This is a genomic window from Anaerobiospirillum sp. NML120449 (assembly GCF_023051105.1).
GTDB lineage: Bacteria > Pseudomonadota > Gammaproteobacteria > Enterobacterales > Succinivibrionaceae > Anaerobiospirillum.
Genome location: NZ_JALKIL010000005.1, coordinates 141,175 through 165,416, shown reverse-complemented (window position 1 = coordinate 165,416; position 24,242 = coordinate 141,175). Strand labels below are relative to the sequence as shown.

The 24,242-nt window shown below is 50.2% G+C and carries 3 protein-coding genes; all 3 read left to right on the top strand.

Annotation, left to right across the window (positions count from 1 at the left end; translation table 11 throughout):
- Positions 1 to 470: 470 nt before the first annotated feature.
- Positions 471 to 6,611 (top strand): autotransporter outer membrane beta-barrel domain-containing protein, encoded by a 6,141-nt coding sequence (locus tag MXE41_RS02825; RefSeq protein WP_247099284.1) that lies wholly within the window; start codon positions 471 to 473, stop codon positions 6,609 to 6,611.
- A 1,125-nt stretch (positions 6,612 to 7,736) separates the two neighbouring features.
- Complete coding sequence (locus MXE41_RS02820; RefSeq protein WP_247099283.1) at positions 7,737 to 14,675, top strand: autotransporter outer membrane beta-barrel domain-containing protein; 6,939 nt, start codon at positions 7,737 to 7,739, stop codon at positions 14,673 to 14,675.
- Between the two features lie 747 nt (positions 14,676 to 15,422).
- A complete protein-coding gene (locus MXE41_RS02815; protein WP_247099282.1) occupies positions 15,423 to 23,804 on the top strand; it encodes an autotransporter domain-containing protein in 8,382 nt (2,793 codons plus the stop codon).
- The last annotated feature ends 438 nt before the right edge of the window (positions 23,805 to 24,242 follow it).

Below are 24,242 nucleotides of genomic sequence, written 5' to 3'. Positions count from 1 at the left end.
CGGGCAATGAATTGTGAGCTTAATTCATGCTTCAGGTGTCGGAAAACACGCCTGACAAAATTATGGTCAAAAAGCAATTATATGGGGAAAATGTCAGAAAAATGGACATGATATAGATATGAATCGCTGTATCTTTACATGTGCTTTACAAAAAGCCGTATCATGGTCAATTGACCGGCACTTTTCAGGTCGGGAGTGCGCTCATATACAAGGCATGATACAGCGATAAAATGGCTTAAATATGCGTCACGTGATGTATAAGGGCATGTGTGGCAAGCCTTTTGCTACATTGTCGGTATGAACAGCTGTCAGACAAAGACCAGTGATCAGTAACTGACAGTACCATTAACCAACGTTCACCGTACTTACGGCGCTCCACAATCTGACATGCGCCGACAGTTTTGTGAGATCAGGGCACACAGTGCCGAAGAACTGCACTTACCTGAACGCCGTAATTGAGAGTATTTAAAATGAAGCAGACTAACTCAACTTTGACTTTCCTGTCAGCCCAGTACCGCGCTGTGATGAAGGACGCCTACCTCAAAGGTCTGGCTTCAACAGCTCTCCTGAGCTCAGCCGCCATGGGCTCAATCTACGCCTCTACTGCTGATGCTGCTCCAACTGAACTTAATGACTTTAACGATCTTGCAGCATCTGGCGATGTTACCTACGACAAGACCTCCAAGAAAGATATTGAAATCAAAGAGGATGGAAAGTGGGAAGCAAATCTTAATGTAAGCAATGGAGCTGACGATGGCGTAGTTTTCAAGCCAACTGCAAAGGATATTACTGTTGCTGGTAACGGCTCTTTGACTGTTTCAGGCAATGACAATGCAGTTGTAACTTTTGGTGATGCTGCCCAGAATTACGAGTTTGCGATGAACATCGAGTCTATCGATGTTAAGCAGGGCAAGATTCAGATTAAGGCAGGCAACAGTGGCTCAACTACCGTTGCAGCAAAGAACATCACTATCGGCACTGCTGATTCAGCTCCTAAGGCTGGCGGTACTCACTTAATCGATATCAATGGCAACAGTGGTAGTGCAGTTCTAGGTAATGCTGATTCCAAGATCGCCCTTAACTCAAACGGCGTAATTGAGTTTAATGGCGATAAAGCCGCAACTGATGCTGTTCTGAATGGCCAGATTACTGGAAGCAAGGGCGGCGCTATTGAGTTCAAGCAGAATGGTACCTTTAAGGCAGGCGGTAAGACTGAAGGCACCAATTTCAAGATTTATGCAGGCAAGACTGCAGTATTTGACTTCGACGCTGCTCTGGCAAAGGTTGAAGGCACCGATGCCAACCTGAAGATTGGTGGAAGTAACTTTGAAATTGTTGGTGGATCCAATATTGACCAGGGCGGTAAGTTACATATCAAGAATGGCAATGTTGACTTAGCATCTGATCTTTATGGAAAGGCAGGCAACGCCTCAATTAAGATTGGTGATGGTGATACCGCACAGGGTGCAAAGCTTACAGCTACCTGGGGAAATTTAAACAGCTTTGTAAATGCAGCTGACAAAGGCAATAAGAATAACGCCATCGAAATTGAGAAAGACGGCACCCTCGAGGTTAAAGTTTGGAACCCTGATAATTACGTTACATTAGGTGACTTTTCTTTCAGTGACAAACTTGCTGCTGGAAAGGTCAAGATCGCCGATGGTGCAACAGTACAAGCTCATAAACTGCATATAAGCAGCAAATTAAGCCAGGATACAAGTGCTTCGCAAGGCTTTAGCACCGGCAAAAATTTAAATATCAAAGCTAATACTCTTAAGCTTAGTGAGCCTACCTGGGCAGAGCAAAATGCTGACTACGGTTTCAAGCAGGCTACTACTGAGAAGCTGGAAGTTGTTCCACATAATGGCAATACTTTCAATCTCAAGAACGAAGTCAATGTTGTCAAGACCACTCAGATCGATAATCCTTACGTAAAGGACACCAAGGTAACAGTCGGTGCTGATAATACCCTTGAAGGTGAGATCCAGGTAGATGCTGGCGGTAAGCTCGTAGCAGCTGCTGGTAACCTTACTGCAAATGGCAAGCTCAAGGTTGATGCCGGTACCCTGCAGGTAGGTGGCGCACCTGAGTCAGCTGGTGTTAAGGGAGTTGATGCAAGCCTGATTGCTCAGGGCGGTCTTGATGTTCTTAACCAGAGTAAGGGTGGCACTGTTCAGGTCTTAGGCAATGGTGCTCTGGACATACCTACAGATGCTTCTACTGGTAAGGTTACATACGAAAGCCAGGGCAAGCTCGATCTGACCAAGGGCGATCTGACTGTAACTGGTCATGCCTCCAACTTCACCGCTTTCAAGGCCTCCAACGGTACTATCGCTTTAAACCAGAAGAATGCCGATGAGCTGCTCAATACTCAGGGCAAGCGCACTGGCGGTACTGCAAAGGGCGCTGCTGTTGAGCTCGGTAACAACGCTGTTCTGGACATCCAGGGAGACCTGCGTGGTAAGGGCACTGCCGGTAAGGATGGCACTACCACCTACGCAGCCTTTGATGCAAACAACATCACCAAGCATGCCGGCAATCTTGAGACTGACATGATCAGCTTCAGCGGTACCGGCAACACTGTAATTGCTGATAATGCTCACCTTGCAGGTACTGCTCTGCATATTGGTGAGGGCAATACAGTTGCTACCCGCAAGACTCTTACTCTTGATTCAACCGCTCAGAAAATTGACGCAGCTTTAGATCAGGCCCGTAACCTGCTGGCTGCTGCTCAGGGCGGTGACGCTGACAGTTCTGCAAGCCCTGATGCTCCTGCAAAGGCTGTAGAGTTCCAGCTTAGAAACGGTACTGTTTCCGTTGGTACTGCCTTAAAGACCAATGTTAAAGACCAGATTCTGTCCGTTACCCATGACGAGTCAACCTCAGCTACTCTTGAGCTCGGTCAGGCCTCTCTGGGCAAGGACCGCTTTGGTCAGCTGACAGACTCTGGTGCTGCAGGCGTGCTGGCAAGCCACTCTGATTTTGGTGAAGCTAAGGCCGGTTCCGTCGACATGGCCTTAAAGCTTGATGGTCTCTCTGCAGACAAGAAAGCTGCCTTAAAGGTCAAGTACGGCACCTGGAACGCTCAGGACATCACTGCAGTCGGCCATGCTGATATTGTAATCGGCACCGACATTGACGGCGTTGCCTCTGACAAGATTCAGTACGGTCAGGGCGGCAACCCAGCTCTGAACGCCAAGACCGTAACTCTGGCTGATGGCACCTCCGTAGTTGTAAACAGCGTAGGCAGTGGCAGTTTTGACAAGCTGGACATGAAGAAGGGTACTGTTGATGTTGCTGGCAAGCTCCACGCAGGTCAGTTAAATATGGCTGATGGCAGCAACTACAACGTTACTGGCAGTGCCACTGCTGACAGCATGACCATGGAAAGCGGCAGCACTGTTACCGTAAGCGGTGCTGGCAACATGGTCGTTGCACAGGCTGGAGATGGTAAGGCCGATGCAGCTCAGTATGCCTTTACCTCCAAGGACGGCTCCGCTATCAACGTAACCGGCCACAGAGCCAATTTCACCATTGGTGCTAAGGGCCTTGATGGACTCAAGCTGGAAAATGGTGATAAGGGTCTTGATCCAGACAATAAGTACGCTCAGAACGTAACTCTTGCCTCTGGTGGTACTCTGACTCTCGGTTTCGAGTCTGGCACCAAGCTGAGCTCTCAGGACCTGATTAATCTGAAGAAAGAATTCCTCAAGGGCTATTCAGGTGCAGGAAGCCAGGTTGATGGCGCTCTGGATATTGGTAAGGCAGTACTTACCGATATCGGTGATGTCATCAAAGATGGTCGTGCTGACTGGAATGAACTTGAGCAGTACGTTAGCGCTGGTTCCCTTGACGGCGTTATCAACGAGCAGCTGAGCAACACCACTGTTTACAATGTTGGCTCCGGCGATCGCTTCAATGCCAATGTAGGCAGCATGGAGGCTTCAGGTGACGTTGTTCTGGGCAATGGTTCCCTGAATAATGCAGGTCTTAACAGCCAGAATAACTTCATCGCTGATCAGAAAGATCCTTCCAAGGTAGGCAACGCTACCCTCGATACTGGCGCCCACTTCGCATTCAAGAACGGCGGTAACGTAGGTGAGATCACCCTGAAAGCTGGTGATGCCAACGACAAGACCACTATGGTTATTGGTGGTGATACCTCCAAGACCACCAATATCGCCGCTATCAAGGGCGCTGCTCACACCATGGTCGACATCTCTGCCACTACCAATGTTTCTGGCAGCGTAACTGATGTTGCAGATCTGGATGTTAATGCCAGTCTGAAGGTTGGTGGTGATGTTACTGCAGATCGTCTGCTGAGCTCAGCCAATGCCTCCGGTACCAGCCTGACTGCCAAGAACCTGACTGTTAAGGGCACTGAAGACACCAGCTTCAACGGCGATATCAATGTTACCGAAAAGGCTTCCTTTGCCGGTAAGGCAATGCTTGGCGGTTCCAACACCTTCGGTTCTGTTGAGTTTAAGAATGATGCTCACCTGACCGCAGGTAAGAGCGTAGCTCAGAACGTAACCATTGGTGCAGGCAAGAACCTCTTCGTTGGTACTGACGGCCCATCAGGCACCACTGCTGTGCTGGCCGCCCAGAACCTGCAGCTCAATGGCGGTACCATTTACGCTGACCCAGAGTACGGTCAGGAAGCCACCATGGTTCTGATTGGTTCCCTTGGCAAGCAGGAAACTGCACAGCTGCTGGCTGATGCTGGCAATGGTGATGGTACCCAGAAGCCTGAAGGTGAGCAGAAGCCTGATGCAGGTCAGGGCGGTGCTGACCAGGATAAGATTCCAGCCCTGCCAATAAACCCAGCTCCAAAGCCAGAGGGTGATGCTGGCGGCAACAACGGCGGCTCTGATGTTCAGATTGCCTCTGCCGGTCGTCTCGACGGTAACATCCACGCTCTTAAGAACTCCATCGTTGCACTGGGCGTAGACACTGCAAATCTGCAGGCTGCAGTTGACGACCTGAAGAATACCTTTGCTCCATACATGAAGAATGGCTCTCTGCAGGATCCATCTTCTGCACCTGGCGCTGTAGGTGCTATCGCTTACGTTGCCAAGCCAATTACCGTTGCTAGTGGCAGCAAGATTGTAGTTGATGCAGGCGCCTCCAACACTCCAGGCTCAGGCGAGGATGCCAAGCCAGCCTCTGCCAATACAGCTGACACCTATATCGGTAAGAACTCTGCTCTGGCTATGAGTGCTCAGGCAGTATCCGGCAAGCAGGCAGCTGTTACCTTCGAGAAGAAGAACGCTACCATCTATGCCGACGATGGTGCCAAGGTTCTGCTTACCGCTGACGGCCTGCAGAGCGATCAGAGCATCAAGCTCTTTGCTGACGCCGATGGTACCGTTACCCTTGAAACTGCCGGTAACAAGAACCTGGCTGTTCAGTCCGTCAATGGTCTGTTCGAGGTTGAAGGTGGTCTGGCTGCCGGTGAGATCGGTGATGTTAAGCTGACCATGAATCAGAGTGTAGGCAACACCCTCTACCACGATGCCTCCGACCCAATTCGTGAGACCATCAATGCCTACAACAACACCAATGGCACCAATGAGCTGCTCAACAAGATCAAGTACGAGTCCAAGACTGGTCGTGATGCTGACTCCGCAGCACGTCTGGCCGCTATGGGTGGTGCTGTAAACGCAGCTCTTACCGCTAACAGAACTACTACTGATGCTGTTGCTGCCCGTATGGGTGTAGGCGTAGGCGCCAATGCTGAGGGCAAGAACATTAGCTCTCTGGGTTCAACCCGTGGCTCTGTATGGGCAACCCCTGTATACACCCGTGGTGATTCCAAGGGCATGGAAGCTCAGGGTCAGAGCTATGGCAACAAGACCGACATGTACGGTATGGCCGTTGGCGCTGATTACCGCGTAAGCCGTGATGTTGAGGTAGGTGCTGTAGTCAACGTAGGTAAGGGTGAGGTTACCGGTAAGGAGCTGGCCTCTAACGTATCCAACGACGTAAGCTACATGGGTGCAGGTGTTTACAGCCGCTTCAAGAACGGCGACACCTCAGTTGTAGGTGATTTAACCTACACCCAGGCTGACAACGACCTGAGCAGTAACCTTGATGTTGCTCCAGATCGCAAGCTCAGCGCTGCCGCCGATACCAAGGTAATTTCTGCCGGTGTAACCGCCAAGCGTGACTTCAATGTCAATGGCTATGAGGTCAGCCCTCATGCTGGTGCCCGCTTCAGCCACATCAAGACCTCCGGTCACGATGTCAAGATGGGTGACAACGTTGTTGCCTCCTACAGCTCTGATGCTCAGAATGTTGTTTCCATCCCTGTAGGTGTTACCGTATCCCGCAACATCAACAGCAATGGCTGGAACATCAAGCCTTCTGCCGATGTTCACGTAACAGCCAACCTGGGCGACACTTCAAGCAAGGGCGAAGTCTCATGGACCGGTACCAAGGATCTGCGTACCAATGTTGAGACTGAGGTTATCGACCGCGTTACCTACGGTGCTGCAGTCGGTGTATCCGCCACCCGTGGCAACTTTACTGCCGGTGCCGGTGTTTCCTACAACGGCTCATCCAGCAGCAGCGAGGTTGCTGTAGGCGCCAACGTTCGTTACGACTTCTAATATCAGGCAACCCGCAAGGCGGGCTTCCATGGCTTGCCGCTTCGGTATGAAGCGGCAAGCATGAAGTAAACGAACGCCAACATATTTTTAACTGTCAGGTCAACCTGACAAGGATTTAGCCGCTGCTTCCACAGGGAGCAGCGGCTTTGGCGCATGTGCAGTCGGCAAAATAGAGCTTATCCGGCAGACTCTCAAAGAAAGAAATCGACTGTCATGAACTTTTAGAAAGCAGGCCTGTACTTCAGGGATTAATTTAGCGGTGTCTGGAGAGGTCCTGCTGTATGACAAGTATTCAGAGTCGGCTCTATTAGCGGGATTTTGTATTCAGATACATTGATAAATCTAGATATATATGTTTTGCGGTTGCTGGGAGGCGCCAGGTTGCGCCGGGAATAATCTGCATTCGAAACAGTTGCGAGAATGTAGCTAGGGATAACGTCTGAAGGCCTGTCATGCGGTATTAATAAAACTTTTTTCGGATTTGACCTGAGCTTTCGGCTTACTGATTAAAATATTGGCAGTTTTAAATACTTTCTCTCGTGTAAACAGCATGTAAATAAGGTTTGACAAAGGGGAAAAGGTGGGAGTGCAGACATGGTAAGTTGGTAGTAAGAGGGCAGAGGCTGGTCACAATCGGTGCAAGTATGGGCACTGTTCACATTTTGACAGTGTAAAGTCAAAGAACTATCAGTACCTGCCGTTAAATGCATCGCTGTATTGCCTTTTGTCCCTGCAAGGACCCGGCATCAGACAAACATACTTACTGCCACTGCCTGGTGGTATAAATTAAACAGTACCAATCTATTTGGAAACTGAAGAGAGAGCTGCACTACAGTCGTCATCAGCCAAAACCTGACCTGCCATGAGCAGCGCAGGATGTCTGTCACTGGTTGTCTTAACTTTTAAGGTCACATCTTAAGCTGATGGGCCTCCCTGGCAGACGGTCAGCAACATAAAGAGACGCAGGGCCATGCCCAAACTGTACTGCAGTAGAGAATAACTGGCTCCTGAATATGGAGCACCACTTTCTTATTTGCCCCCGGCCTGGACACATGTCCTACCTGCCTTAACAGCAAGGCAGGATTATTCTGCTCAGCCGGCTGGCGCTACGAGAAGAAGAACAACATGAAGCAAACAAATTCCACAATTACTTTTCTGTCGGCACAGTACCGTGCTGTTATGAAAGATGCCTATCTCAAGGGTCTGGCTTCTACTGCTCTTCTCAGCACGGCCGCCCTCGCCTCTGTTTATTCCACCTCTACTCAAGCTGCAGAGCTTAATAATCTTGAAGAGCTCAAGAATGGCGGCGATTTTACTCTCAGCTCTGATAAGGCGCCAAAACAGTTTAACGTTGACAAGCAGATTGAGTGGAATGGAAATCTGAGCATTACTGCTGGTCCGGCTGCAGGTCAAGGGGTTCACTCGATTAAGTCTAATGGCCCTTCCGGTCAGATTACTGGTGGTGGCTCTCTATCTCTTGAAAGTAGTGATCGTTCTATCATTGCTATTGGTGAGCCTAATGCCGGTTATGAGTTCAAGATGGACATAGGCTCTGTTGGTGTTCAGCAGGGTGAGCTGCGCCTGCGCTCTGGCTTTCATAGCGGTGGCAATGTCCAGTTAAGTGCAGACAGCATCACTATTGGCAGTGGTCAGGCTGCACGAGCCAGCAGCGGCGGCGCCGACAGCAGTGGTGACGCATCTGTTGGCCCAACCGCTATTATTCATGTCGCCAGTCAGGGCAATAATGGTGCTATAGCAACTTTAGGTCGTGCCGCATCAGGTGGTAAGTCGGCTTCAGAGATTCATCTCAATGAAGGCGGCATGATCATCATGAATGGCAAAAAGGCAGAGAATGCTGTTCTTCTTGGAACCATTAATGGTAATGGCGGCATCATTTCTTTTGCCGAGCACAATAATGAGGCAGATTTTAATAATAACGGCACAATCAAGGCTACAGGCTCTCTAAACGGCACTACCATCAAGGTGGGACAGAACCGTACTGCAGTTTTTGATTTTGATAAGGCCCTTGATGCAGCAAATGGTGAAACTGCCCATATGACTATTGGTGGTGGAACCATTGAAATTAATGGTAATGCCTCCCCTGCTAATGCTGGTAAAGTTGAGCTTAGAAATGGCATCATGGAGCTTACTCCTGATACCAAGCTTGTAAGCAAGGACAGTGACAATGGTCGTTTTGTTATTGGTGACGGCAATACCAGTATTGAAGCAAGACTCAAGACCAGTACACAGCAGGTAACAGATTTCGTTAATGGCGGCGGTGAAGGCGGTGGTCAGAAGGGCACTATTGTAATTAAGGGCGATGGTGTTCTTGACTTCTCGGCTCAAAAAGAATCTCTCAAGCTCGATGATCTTGAGTTTGCTACCACACCTCAGACTGGAAAAATCAGTGTTGAGAAAGGCGCTACTATTGCTGCTGATACTATTTCCCTCGAAAAGGCTATATCCAGTGATACTGGACCTAACAGTGTTGGTAAAAATCTCAACCTGGAGGCGAATACCCTTCAGCTGACTGAAAGTGGCGATGCCAATATCGACTATAACTTCAATCAGGCTACAGCAAAGAATCTCCAGCTTACAGCTTCAGGAGATGATGGTGTTTTCAACCTCAAAAATAAGGTTGAAATTATCAATACCGATTATGTCGACAATAAGTATGACCCGGATGCTGAAGGCTATTATGCCGCGCAGGAAGGTGTGATTGATGGCGCGGTAAAACTGGAAAGCGGCAGCCGTCTGACTGTAGGTGCAGGAAAGATTACTGCAAACGGAGAAATAACTGTAGCTCAGGGAACTCTGCAGGTTGGTGGCACTCAGTCATCTCCAGAAACAGATGGTGTTGATGCCACTCTTATTGCAGAGGGCGGTCTGCATCTTAGCAGTCAAAGCTCAACAAGTATCAAGATCTATGGAACTGGCGAGCAGGAAATTGATGCTGGTAAAAACAGTGATGGCGTTGTAAGGCCATCATTTAAATACCAGGGTCATGCCTCTATGGACCTGACCAAAGGCAAGCTTACTGTTGATGGTGTTTCACACAGATCAACCTTTGATATAAGAGAAGGCTCCCTCAAGCTCAATGACGCTAATGGACGTGAGCTGCTCAATCTTGATGGTCAGCGTTCAGGCAAACTGTCTCAGGGTGCTGCCGTATTCCTAGGTGGAAATGCCTCAATGGTAATTGAGGGAGATATCAACGGCAGTGGCGGCAAGTCTATCTCAACAGATCGCATCAGTAATGTTTCTGCAGTTGGTGCTGTTAAGACTGACAGTGTAGGCATGTCGGGCACTGGCAATACCCTCCAGGCTAACAATATTTACCTTGAAGGCAAAAGCATTTCCCTTGGTAACGGTAATACCCTTAAGGCTACTGGTGATCTCAAGGTGGACGAGAAGACCAGTGGCGGTAATATCACAATTACAAGTGGCAAAGTAATAGCCGGTAAGAGCATTACCTCAGCTAATAATGTAAAGCAATTACTTGTAAGCAACAGTGGTGGTGAATCATCCTCTGTTGAGCTGGGCTTTGCCGAGCGTGATCGTGATGAGTTCGGGCAGCTCACAGACGCAGGTCTTGCAGGACAGTTTAGCAGCACTTCTTCAGACACCGGAACAGTTGAAATGGACATCAATCTTGATGGTCTCTCTGCTGATAAAGTAGCTGCTCTTAAGGTTAAGTATGGCCAGTGGACAGCCAAAAACATTGATGCTTCAAAGAATGCTCTTATTGAAGTCGGTACAGAGTCTGGTGCTGGCGATCTGGGGCTGCCTCAATATGGAAACGGCACGCCTGCACTTAATGCCGGAAAGGTTGTACTGGGCGCAAATTCCAAGATTGTTGTCCACGAGCAGAGTTCTGCTTCTTTTACCAGCGCAGAAATTCAGAGCGGCACCATTACAGCTAAGGGCGATGTAAGCCTTGGTGAGCTGAAGATGTCTGGCGGCAGCATAGATAGCACTCACTCACTTGCCGGCGGCAACATGGCATTCAAGGACGCCACAGTCAAACTTGGTGGTGCATTGAGAGCATCCGGATCCGGATCCATTACAAACACCAGTATTGAGGCCAGTGGTAATGTCGGTTTTGTAGGTGACATGACCCTTGAGGGCACCTCCAAGCTTACCGCCAATAAGGATCTGACTGTAAACGGTAAGGCAGTACTTAATTCAGGCACCACTTTAAACGTCAGTGGGGCCATGGTTGCCGGAGCCGCCTCTTTTGATGGCGCCAACGTTGTTATTGGCCCAGGAACTGACGACAAGCTGTCTCAGATTGACAACTTTAGCATGTCAGAAGGCAAGCTTACCCTCAACGGCAAAATGGTGGTAGGTAAGGCTCCATTTGGAACATCTGATACTGATAAGGAAAAGTACGGATATACCACTACTGGTGGTGCCATTGATATTCAGGGTGCTACAGCTCAGATGGAGCTCGGTCCTGAGGCACTGCGTCACATAAAGATTAACTATGACATCACTGGAAATAACGGAAACGACTATCCACCAGGATGGACTCCTTCTGTTATTGATCCTGATAACAAGATTACTAATAACATTACCATCAAGAATGGCGGTACTCTCAAACTTGATCTGGGCACTACCGGTGCAATAACTGCTGAAGATCTTAAGAAGCTTAAGGAACAGTTCCTGACTAATCCTCAGGATCCTGTTGACGGTACTTTCGATATCGGCGATACACAAATAGCCGAGCTTGATAAGGTAATTCGCCCAGATGGCACCGCTGACTGGCAGATACTCAAAGTATTCATGTCTCAGCAGGGTTTAGACGGTTTCAAGAATGACAAACTGGCTGATGCAAAGGTAGTCAATATTCGCGATGGTGAAAAGGTTGTAGTACACGCCGGCTCCATGGCTGTAGACGGCTCTCACGTTGTGCTGGGTAACGGCTCCCTGAGCAATGCTGAAGGCAATGGGGGCATGTTTATTTCTGATACCAAAAATAATGCTGTGGTATCAAATGCTACCCTTGATTCAGGAGCTGCATTTAAGTTTATCAATGGCGGTAAGCTCGGTAATGTAATCCTTAAGGACGGCAGCTCAACTGATGAGACCATCCTGGCTGTAACAGGTAATAATGCCGCGCTTACTGAAATGAAGAACGTTGAGGGCGGCAAGTACACTAACATGCAGATTGAGGCTACCACTACTGTTGCTGAAAATATCAGCAAGGTAGCCAATATTACTGCAGCCGGTACTACAGTTAGTGTAGGCAAGCACATTGACCAGTTCACAAAGATTGATCTGTCCAATGCTGTTGCCACCGTCGGTGAAAACATCGAGAATGGCCAGACTCTGAACATCAACTCAGGCTCCACTGTAACTGTCAGCAACAATGTTGCTAAGGTTGCTGCTGTTAACGTTAACAGCGGCAGCCTCAAGGTTGGTCAGCACCTCTACGAGAGCACCAATGTCAATGTTGCCAAGGGAGCTCAGCTGCAGGTAACTGGTGATATCAAGAATGTTGCAAATCTCAAGAGCCAGGGCGATCTGAAAGTTGATGGCAATATCCTCAGTGGCGGCAATCTGCAGGTAGACGGTAAGACTGCTGTAATTGGCGATATCAGTGTCAGAAACCTTACCGGTAAGGCTGTCACTGCCGATGGTGACTCAGGTGTAACCCTCCAGGCTGCCAGCCTGCATGTGGGCGCTCCTGAGGTGACCGATACCACTGACTACACCGGTAATATGAAGATTTCCGGACATGCAGCTTTCATCAACAAGACTGTACTGAGCGGTAACAACGAGTTTGGCTCACTTGAGTTTGGCCGTGATGTTCACCTTGCCAAGGGTGATAACACTACCGGATCCTTAAAGCTGGCCAAGGGGGTTGAGGCCCGTGTCGGCTCTGACGGTAAAAACGGTACTGCCCGTATCGTTACCGGTCATACCGACCTTGCAGGCGGTACCATCATTGCCGATCCTGGCTATGGTGAGCAGACCACTATCGTGGCCATGAAGAGCGTTGGCAACTCAACCCCTGTTACCCCTGAAAAGCCTCAGGAGGGTACCGGTGGCGGTTCTGCTGATGCCGGTGGTTCTGCTGGTGGCACTCATGGCGCACCTGCCAAGCTGGCTGCAGCTGCAGCTGTCGGCAGTGCCGGTGAGCTCAATGGTACTCTGGTTGCCCTGAAGAACTCTGTTGTTGCAATGGGTACTGAGGCCTCCGATGTCGATGGCGCTCTCAAGGAGCTCCAGACTGCATTTGCTCCGTACTTCAAGAACGGTTCTCTTCAGGATCCGGTAAGCTCTCCTGAGGCTGTAGGTGCCATCGCCTATGTTGCCAAGCCAGTAACTGTTCAGAACGGCAGCAAGATTATTGTTGATGCTTCCCGCAGCTACTCTGAGTACCAGTCTGCTGATGCCGATTACAAGTCCAAGGTTGCCAGCAATGACGTTTACATGGGTAAGGGTTCTGCTCTGGCCATGCACAACAGCGCTGTTAACAGCAAGGCCAATGCTGCCATCACCTTCAACAAGCCTGATGCCAGCATCTACGCTCAGGAAGGTGCCAAGGTTCTCATCGCAGGTACCACCATCAATCCAAATGGACCGATACGTCTGTTTGAGGACCAGAACGGTTCTGTTGACCTCACTACTGAGAACAATGCCACCATAAAGGTTGAGTCTGTAAACGGCCTCTTTGAGGCTCCTGATGGCCTCAATCCTGGCAAGGTTGGCGATGTAACCATGGTGGTTCGTCCTCAGGTAGCCGAAGCCAGCTATAAGGATATTTCATCTCCTGTACGTGAGGCTCTGGCTGTCTACGGTGGCTTTGATGGCAACCCTGAGCGCGAAAAGCTGCGTGGCGAAGTTGCTCCAGGCGTTACCTACAATCCGGACAAGAAGCAGTTCAGCGACAGCGAGGGTAACATCCTTGCAGCCAGCAAGTATGTTTCTGTAGACAATGGTGACGGTACCTACAGCGTTTACCATGCTGCCAGCAACCCACTGCTGAACCATGTTGTCACTGCAACCAACAGTGGACGTGATGCTGAGGCTGTGGCCCGTATGGCCAATCTGGGTGGCGTAGCCAAGACTGCCATTGCTGCCAATGAGACCACTGTTGAGGCTATTGCCGCTCATGCCGGTCTTGATGGTAACGATCTGTCTACCTACATTGCAGGCCAGCCACGTCGTGCCGTACCTTGGATGAACGATAAGCGTAATTTCTACACTGCTGCTAATGCCCAGAACCGTGGCTCAGTCTGGATGACTCCTACCTATAAGAAGGTGGACAGCAAGGGTCTTAAGGCTGACGACAGGGATTATGGTAACGAGGCTGAACTCAACGGTCTGGTAGCAGGTATTGACGTACGTCTGGGTCAGAATACCGAGGTGGGTGCAGTAGTATCCGCAGGTACAGGAACTACCTCATCAACCGGCATGGTTGAAGGCGTAGAGAACGATACCAAGTATGTTGGTGCCGGTGCCTATGCCCGTATCAGCAACGGTACTACCACTGTTCTGGCTGATGCTACCTACACCAGAACTGATAACGATCTCTCTGCCGAGACAGCTCTGGGCAAGGCAACTGCCAATGTTGATACCGAGGTAATTTCCGCAGGTCTGACTGCACGTCATGACATCAGAGTTGGTGGTAATGACATCACTCCTCATGTTGGTGCCCGCTTCACCCGCATCAGCACTGATGACCATGAGGTGTCTATCAACAATACTTCAGTTGCCAGTGTTAAGAGTGATACTCAGAACCTGGTCTCTGTACCTGTTGGTGTTACCATCTCACGTAACATCAAGCAGGGTACCTGGAGCATCAAGCCTTCTGTTGACCTCACTGTTACTGCCTATGCCGGTGACAAGGATAACAACTCCAAGGTCAAGTGGACTGGTGTAAGCAACATGTCTACACCTCTGAGCTCTCAGGTTGTTGATGACGTCACTGCAGGTGTAAAGGCTGGTGTAAGCATGCGCAACGGCAACTTTGCCGCCGGCGCTTCTGTGTCCTACACTGCATCCGAGAACATCAAGGATCTGGCTATTCAGGCCAACGCCCGTTACGACTACTAATACAGGCTTCTGGAGCAAGGTCCGCAGCACAATGCTGCGGACCTTGCTCCTGCTGCCAATTTTGCCAGGCACGAGGCCAGCAGATGGTATCAGTGCCTGGCTTTATTTTACCTGTTAACATCTAAATATATAGATGTAAAGATGTGTTTATGTGCCCTGTGATATATTGACGGCAATCAGGTCAGTGCTACTGTCACAAAAGCGAAATTGTTGTATTTATAAAACGCTTATTTACCGGTAATATTAGGCTTTGGGGCCTGTGACTTGCATAACTATGACAAGTTTTCCGAATACTATATCAGGTGGTCTGCAAATTTAATTGTCAGTGCAGGCAAGCACCCCTGAATCAGCTATTTTAAGCGTACGCAAGCATGACTTACTGCCCTCTGATGCCATCATAACAGCCTGCCCTCTGATGCCATCGTGCCAGACAGGCTGCCCTCTGATGCTATCGTACCAGCCAGCTGGCTGGGCTATATGTCAGTATGCTGCGCAGCATCTCTATTGAGCGACTGCTGCTGTCACAGGGCGTGAATGGCATATCAGAGCCACACGCGTATATCAGGCCATAGCCCTGCTGCCAGTGGTCACAATACCTTCTTATCAGAGCCGGAGCTGCCAGACATTGAGCTGACTGCCCGGTCATTGGACAATTAAGGCCTGCGCCAGCCTGGGCGCTGTCGCAGCACGGTAAAGAACCGGATGCCGCCGGATTTACCCTCTCCATAAGTGTTGAGATTTCAAAATATGAAGCAAACAAATTCCACTATTACTTTCCTGTCAGCACAGTACCGTGCTGTCTTAAGGGATGCCTATCTCAAGGGTCTGGCTTCAACCGCAATTCTCAGCACAGCTGCCCTTGCGTCCGTCTACTCATCAGCAGCAGAAGCGGCAACTCCTTTAGGAAGTATAGACGACCTGAAGAACCCTGGTGACTACACCCTGGACTCTGGATCTGGCGCAAAAGATCTTCAGCTATACAAGAAGCTCGACTGGCAGGGAAATCTTACTGTTAACAGCAGCGTAAAAGGCAACCCTCATAAGATTCGCTCCTTTGCCGAAGGTTCTGACATTACTGGCAATGGCTCCCTGACCGTTAAGGGTAATGGCGCGGTTCTGGCCATTGGCGAGCCTCCAGGCAACTACGAGTTTAAAATGAACATAGCCAAGGTGGATGTTCAGCAGGGTGAGATTCGTCTGCGTGCAGGATTCCATCAGGACGCTAATGCACAGCTGGGAGCCGAAAACATTACTATCGGTACAGGCAACGGTGCCGATAGCACCGCAATTGTCCATGTTGCCGGTATTTATGACAATGGTTCAAAGGCCATACTTGGTCGTGAAGCCTCAGGAACTACAGCAGTCTCCCAGATCAACCTCAAGTCTGGCGGCATGATTCTCATGAATGGTAAGACTGCTGAACAGGCTGTTTTGCAGGGCAAAATCACCTCTAATGGAGGAACCATTTCTTTTGCCGAGAATCCTGGTGTTCAGGACTTCAATAATAACGGTACCATCAAGGCTACTGGCGAGCTCAACAACGTCACCATAAAGGTAGGCGCCGCCAATCATAAAAGCACAGCTGTTTTTGATTTTGACAAAACCCTGGAAACTCTTCCAGGCAGTGATTCTCACCTGAAGATTTCATCAGGCGAGATTCAAATTGCCGGCTCTACCTCCCAGTCAAAGGCCAGTCAAGTTCATATTAAGAATGGCACCCTTGAGCTCGGTCAGGACGTAAAAATCACTAATGGCCATGTACAGAATGCGCTTATTACTATTGGTGATGGGAACAGTGAGCATAATGGCAAGCTGAAAGCATACTGGCATCAGGTTAATCAGTTTGTAAATGCCCCAAGTGGAAGTAACAACCATAATGGCAGCATTGATATTAAACAAGATGGTGTCCTTGAGCTGTCAACCATGGATGGCTCTGCCGTCTCTCTTAACCGTTTCAGCTTCAATGACAAGCTTCAAATGGGGCAGATTGCTGTTCAAGACGGAGGAACCATTGCTGCTGACAAGATTAAGGTTGATCGTGCTCTGAAAACTGGTAGTGGGGCTACACAGGGGTGGAGTGCAAAGAATGCTCTTAATCTCAAAGCTGATACTCTGCAGCTTCAGGAAAGTGGCACTTCTTCCAATATTGACTATGGCTTCAAGAAAGCAACTGTAAAGAACCTCGAGCTAACCCCTCATAAAGACACAAATTTCAATCTCAAGAATAATATTGAGTTTGTGTCTACCATGCAGGACACAAACCCGTATGGAGCTGACCTTAACAAGTCACTGGTTGCTGGAGATGGCAAAATCAACACTGCTGTTAAGATTGACAGTGGTGGCAGCATCCATGTAGCTGCAGGCAACATTACAGCTCAGGGAAAGATTGAGTTATCTGGTGGTGATCTTAATGTTGGCGGCGCATCAGGTGCTGATGCAACCAAAGGCGTAGATGCTTCTTTACATGCCAATGGTGGCATGCAACTGTGGAATCTTGACAACACAACCATCAAGATCCACGGAAATGGCGAGCAGGAGATTGCTACAAAGGATACAAACTCTTTTGTAAAGTACCAGGCTCATTCCAGCCTCGATCTCACCAGTGGCACTCTGACCGTTCAGGGAAAAACTGATAAACAAACTACCTTTGACATCCAAAACGGCTCCCTTAAGCTGAGTGCTAACAATGCTGCTGAGCTGCTCAACACTGATGGCACTCGCAATAATTCAGGTGCTGCTGTATTCCTTGGTGGCAACGCCTCCATGGAGATTGCTGGTAACCTTCAGGGCAAGCTTGAAAATGGCAAGCAGCAGGGCCTTTCTGTTGACAAGATTCAGGCAGCTGCCAATGCTGCAGCTGTGGCTACCGACACTGTAGGATTATCAGGAACAGGCAATACCATTGCTGCAACCAATATCCATATGCAGGGTGACAGCCTTGACCTTGGTAAGGGTAATACCCTCAAGTCCACTACTGACTTGAAGCTGGACTCCAAGACTGCAGGAAAGACAGACTTCACCTTAACCAACGGAACCATGGTGGTTGGCGAAGAGCTCAGCTCAGCTAATGGAGTAAATAAGCTCATTATTGGCAACAATAACGGCTCCGCTGCATCTCTTGAGCTTGGCTTTGCTGAGCGCGAGAAGGACCAGTTTGGTCAGCTTACAACTGATGGTGCTGCAGGCAAGCTGGGCACTGTTTCTTCAGAAACAGGCGGCGTGACCACAGATATCGTACTTAACGGTCTTTCAGCTGATCAGATGGCTGCTCTTAAGGTCAAATATGGTCACTGGACTGCCCAGAATATTGATGCCTCAAACAAAGGTCTGATTGAAGTCGGCTCCGCTCTTGGCGCCGGAGAGACTGCTGCGCCTCAATACAGTGGCGGCGCTCCTGTACTGAGTGCTAATACTGTCTCTCTTGCAGACGGATCAAAGATCACCGTGTTTGAGCATGGTGCACTTGATTTTGAAAAGCTCAACATGACTGGAGGCACCATTGACTCAAAGGGCGACATGAACTTTGATGAGATGCTGGTCTCAGGAAACAGCAATATCGCAGGCACTGCAGATATAACAACCCAGAAGGCAAACCTCACTGGTGGAACCATAGCTGCTGGAAATGACTTCATTTCAGCAGGCTCTGATTCAAACGTTATAAGTGGGACAACCTTAACTGCCAACAACGATATTGAGTTAAACGGTGGTGCTGAGGTAACCAAGGGCGTTATTAACGCAGGCAATGACCTCACTGTAGGTGGCAAGTTTACGGTTAACAGTGGCCTTGACAGCCACCAGGGCCCATACCATATCAGTGCCGGTAAGGATATCAATGCTCATGATATGGAGGTTCTGGATGGCAAGGTACACGCAGGCAATAACATCAATGCCAGCGGCACCCTGTCTGTCAGCGGTGGCACCGTAGCTGTTGAAAAAGATATCAGTGGTGGCACTCTTGCCTTTAACGGCGGCAGCACCGAGGTAAAGGGCAAGGCTACAGCAAAAGCCAATATTGAAATTGGCGGTACTGCGGACCTTAAGGTCAGTGGTGACGGCACTGCCAGAGACTTTGTTATCAAAGGCGGTAAGGCCACCTTTGGCGGCAAGATTGCCGCTGCCCAAGGACTGCGTGGCAATGGTGGTGAGCTTACTGCCGCTGGCAATATTGAAACCGGTTCTGTGACCCTTGATGGCGGCACTGTCGGTACCTCGGGTGACCTGCTGGCCTCTGGCAATGTTGCTCTGGGCAACAGTGCTGTGCTGAATGTTGCAGGGGCGGCCAATGTGTCGGGTACCTGGGCTGCTCTGGGCGGTAAGGCCAGCATTGGCAAGGATCTGACCATTGCAGGGTCTTCTGCCATTATGGGCGGTGAGCTTAAAGTCAGCGGTGCCATGAACGCAGCTGATATCAAGGTCGGCGGCGGCAAGGTTGAGGCCGGTAAGGGCCTTAAGGCTCAGAATGTCACCATCAATGGCGGCGAGGTCAAGGTAAGTGGCAGCTCTTCAGCTAAAGAGCTTACTGTCAGCGCTGGTCAGTTCTCCTCTGCTGGCAAGCTTGCCGTAAACAATATGACCATGACCGGCGGCAAGGTTGATGTGACCGCTGCTGGCGGTGCCGGTGGCACTGGCGCTGTTGCCGGTGAGCTTACTGTGGACAATTTCTCCATGTCCTCAGGTACTCTCACTGTTTCAGGCACCATGATTGCCGGTAAGGCACCTGCTGGTACTGCTCAGGATGATCTGAGCAAGTATGGCTTTACCACCACTGGTGGTGACATCAATATCAATGGCGCCAATTCAAAGCTTGAGCTTGGAGCTGAGGCTCTCAGGGATCTTGAGTTCAATCATGAGATCCATGGTAATAACGGTAATGAGCACCCTGATGGCTGGCAGGGCGGCGAGATTGACCCTAAAAACAAGTACACCAACAACATCTCTCTAAATGACGGCGCCACTATCAAGTTCAATTTTGACAGCAAGACTGCCATTACCAGCGCTGATCTTGAGAAGCTCAAGCAGGAGTTTTTCAAAAATCCTGACAAGATTCAGGACGGTACCATTGACCTGGGTGGAGCCAAGGTTGAGGGACTTGATGACATTCTGGGCAAGGGTGATGTTGACTGGCAGAAGCTTAAGGTATTCATAGCCGATCTGGGCCTTGAGGGCGTCAGAAATGATCAGCTGGCCGCCTCGCGTCTGGTTAATATCAAAGCCGGTGAGAAAGTGGTGGCTCATGCAGGTTCCATGGCTGTTGACGGCAACAATGTATTGCTGGGCAATGGCTCCCTGAACAAGGCATCATCCAACAGCGGCAACTTTATATCTGACCGCACTAATGGCAATGCACTTGCTGATGCTGTGCTCGATTCAGGAGCTACTTTCGAGTTCAACAATGGCGGTAAGCTCAACAACATTACCCTGACAGCCGGTACCAGGGATGATAAGACCAATCTGGTTATTGGCGGCGACAGCAGTACTGTTACTTCCATCAACAAGATTCAGGGTGGAGATAACAGCAATGTCTTTATCAGTGCACTGACCGAACTTGCTCAGGGTATCGATAACGTCGACAAGCTGGTTGTTTCTGCCAAAACTGATGTTGGTGGCAAGCTTTCCAATGTTGACAGTATGACTGTTGGTCCAAAGGGTGATCTGACAGTTACCGGTGATCTCGAGAAGGTCAAGGATATCGTAGTTGCCAGCGGTACCATGTCTGTTAAGGGCAATATCAGCGGCACTAAAACTCTTACAGCTGCCAATGCCACACTGAAGCTTGATAAGAAGCTCGATTCAGTGACCACAGTTAACGGCCAGAAGAGTGATATCACAGTCAATGGCGGTATCAGCAACACTGACAGACTGAACATGTTTGATGGCAGCACTCTGACCACAGTCAATGGCGGCCTTGATAATGTAAGACAGTTTGGTCTGAGTCAGTCCAAGGCTGATATAGGCGGTGACATCAAAGGATCCACCAGTGTAACCATAGCTGAGAACAGTACTCTTAAGACTAAAGGCTCGATGGTTAACAATGCCAATGTATCCTTCAGCAGCTCTGCAGCTGAAATTGGAGGAGATATTAAGAACTCTTCCTCACTTACAGCTCTGTATGGCAGCAAGGTCAACGTAGCCGGATCATTAGACAAGGTTAATACCATTGGTCTTGACGGCTCTGCTGCTACTGTGGGTAAGGATATCAGCGGCTTTGATACCCTGGTTGCTCAGAACAGTGACCTTACGGTATCAGGCAGCATCAGCAGCGGCACTGAGCTTTCTTTAGCTGGCGGCAAGGCCTCAGCAGGCAGTATTGATGCAGTTAACAAGGTAACTGTAGACAAGGGAGCCAGCCTTGAGGTTGGTAAGAACATCAATGGCTCTTCTATGGTAACCATAGCTGCCGGATCCAGCCTCAACGTCAAGGGCGATGTCCAGAAAGCTGACTTCTTTGATGCCTCTGGCCATGTCAATGTAGCAGGTACCCTGCAGGCTAATACCCTTACCGGAACTTCAACAGCAGGAGCAGATGGCAAGCCAACAGCATCAATTCAGGCTGCCGCCCTGGACATAGGCGGAGCTGCAGGCGCTGCCCGAACTCTTTACAGTGGTGATCTCAAGATCACAGGCAAGGCCTCCTTTGCCGGCGATACTGTGCTTTCAGGCACCAATGAATTTGGTGAACTTGATGCCAGCAACAATATCCATCTGGCCAAAGGCAATACCACAGCTGGCAAGCTCCATCTTGCCCCAGGTGCTCAGGCTCGCCTGGGCTCAGATGGCAAGGGCGGCACTGCCCGTATGGTCATTGGTCAGGCTGATCTGGCCGGCGGTACTCTGATAGCCGATCCTGATTATGGTGAGGCCGCCACCATTATTGCCATGAACACACTGGGCAGCGCAGCATCCGCACCAGGAACGGGGCCTGATGCCGGTGGTGGTCAGGGCGGCAAACCTGATGGTAACGCCGGTCAGGGCGGTAACGGCGGCCAGCCTGTACAGCCTGGTCAGCCTGGCCAGCCAGGCACTGGCGGTCAGGGCAGCCAGGGCGGCAGTCCTGCTGCCCATGGAGCTCCGGCCAAGCTGGCAGCAGCCGCAGCGGCAGCTGCTGCTGTTAACAGCGCAGGCGAGCTCAATGGTACTGTGGTAGCTCTGAAGAACTCCGTAGTAGCAATGGGCACTGAGGCCAAAGATATTGACGGTATGGTCAAGGAGATTGAAACTGCCTTTGCTCCATACTTCAAGAACGGTTCGCTTCAGGATCCTTCTGTGGTTACCGGTCCTTCCGCACCTCAGGATCCGTCAGCTCCTCAGGACCCATCAGCCCCTCAGGGGCCGGACTCTGCTGGCAGAGCCGGAAACAGTGGTGCTGTGGGAGCCATTGCCTATGTGGCCCGTCCGATTACTCTGAGCAGCGGCAGCAAGATCATTGTTGATGCCGGCCGCAGCTATGAGCAGTACCAGGCTGCAGATGCCGACTACAAGGCAAAGATTGCAGAAAATGATATTTATCTGGACCGCAATTCGGCTCTGGCCATGAATAACAGTGCAGTTAACAACAAGGAAACTGCAGCCATTACCTTCAAGAAGCCTGATGCCAGCATTTATGCCCGTGAGGACGCCAAAATCCTCATTGCCGGCAGCACCTTCAATCCAAATGGCCCTGTCCGCCTCTTTGAGGATGAAAATGGCAAAGTTGATCTGATCACCGAAAACGGTAAGCCAGTCAAGGTAGAGTCGGTAAATGGTCTGTTTGAGGCTCCAAATGGCCTTGGCCCTGGTCAGGTTGATGATCTCATTCTGACTGTCAACCCAACCGTTGCCCAGAAGAGCTTTACTGATGTTTCTCAGCCGGTACGCGATACCCTGGCAGCCTATGGCGGATTTGATAATAATCCGTCACGTCCGCCTGTCCACGGTGATGCTGCCCCTGGTATACGCTACGATGCTGACAAGCAGCAGTTCCTTGATGACAAGGGTAATGTCCTGACTGCAGGCAAGTACGTACCGGTTAAGAATGCCGATGGTACTTACAGTGTGTATCACACTGCCAATAACCCTCTTCTCAATCAGGTTATAACCTCAACCAACTCAGGTCGTGATGCTGAGGCTGTAGCCCGTATGGCCGGTCTGGGTGGTGTCCACAATGTCACTCTGGCTGCCTCTGAGGCGCTTACCGGAGCCGTGGCAGCTCGAGCCGGTATGAATAACGGTGATGCAGACAGCGCATCTGCAGCCAGTGCACGTCCTGCAGTTCCGTGGATCAATGACAAGCGTAATGTCACTGCTTCAGCTGCAAAGACTCGTGGTTCAGTGTGGCTCACTCCTGCCTACAAGAAGATTGAGGGCTCAGGTCTGAGTGCTGATGACAAGTCATATGGCAATGACATAGAGCTCAATGGTCTTGCCGCAGGAGTCGATGTCAAGGTACATCCAAATGTCGTAGTTGGTGGTGCAGCCAGTGTAGGCACAGCTGATGTCAGCTCCAGTGATCTGGTATCTGGTGTAAGCAACGACAGCAAGTACATGGGCCTTGCAGCCTATGCCCGTTACAGCCGTGGTGACACAGCCGTACTGGCCGATGCCTCCTACACAAAGACTGATAACGATCTGTCCACTGACACGGCCCTTGGTAAGGCAACTGCCTCGGTTGACAGTGAGGCCGTGTCTTTAGGCGTCACTGCCCGTCATAAGATGAAGATGGGTGATGTTGAGGTAACTCCACATGCCGGTCTGCGCTACACTCGTGTTGAGAGCTCAGATCACGATGTGCAGATTAATGGTTCTACCATTGCCTCGTCCACTGGAGCAACTCAGAATGTGGTATCCATACCTGTAGGTGTGACCGTTTCGCGCAACATCAAGCAGGGCACCTGGAATATCAAGCCTTCGGTTGATCTCACTCTCACCGCCAACGCCGGTGACAAGTCTGCCGGTACCGAGGTCAAGTGGCAGGGAGTTAACAACCTCACTACCTCACTTGATACCCAGGCTGCCGATGACATCACTGCCAGCATCAGAGCCGGTGTAAACGTACGTAATGGCCGCTTTGCAGCCGGAGCCGGTGTCTCCTACACAGCCTCGGACAACATCAAGGACCTGGCAATCGAAGCCAACGCCCGCTACGACTATTAATGCCCAGCCGGACGGTCCATGCCGCCCGGCTGCCAGCTTCACCAGCAGCAGTCGTCCGCAACCACTGCTGCAAAAAAGCCAGGCTCCCTGGCCGCCCCATTACAGCATTACACCACGTCATGCTGTAATCGGGCATGAGGCGGCATGACACATGAAGCATGAGGCATGAGACATGGTCCATACTCCATGGTCCATACTCCATGGTCCACGGTGCCGCCAGGACCGCCCTGTAGATGGGATGCCGCGCATTCTTCGGCTGCCACTGGTCACAAGGCTGAAATTCAAATTTAATCATCAAGGTTATCGGGAGCCGCACAGCTGCTTCTGAGGCCTTGCTGCGCCCATAGAGTTCGCAAATTTCAAACGTGGCACCATATCCGTGGCTATACTCCATGCCCGTAAAGAGCTCTATTGGACAAGCAATGAAGTGCAATTCAA

What these genes read in the sequence shown, in the direction of transcription:
- MXE41_RS02820 (WP_247099283.1), top strand. Translation starts at nt 7,737, where the DNA reads ATGAAGCAAACAAATTCCACAATTACTTTTCTGTCGGCACAGTACCGT.
- MXE41_RS02815 (WP_247099282.1), top strand. Translation starts at nt 15,423, where the DNA reads ATGAAGCAAACAAATTCCACTATTACTTTCCTGTCAGCACAGTACCGT.
- MXE41_RS02825 (WP_247099284.1), top strand. Translation starts at nt 471, where the DNA reads ATGAAGCAGACTAACTCAACTTTGACTTTCCTGTCAGCCCAGTACCGC.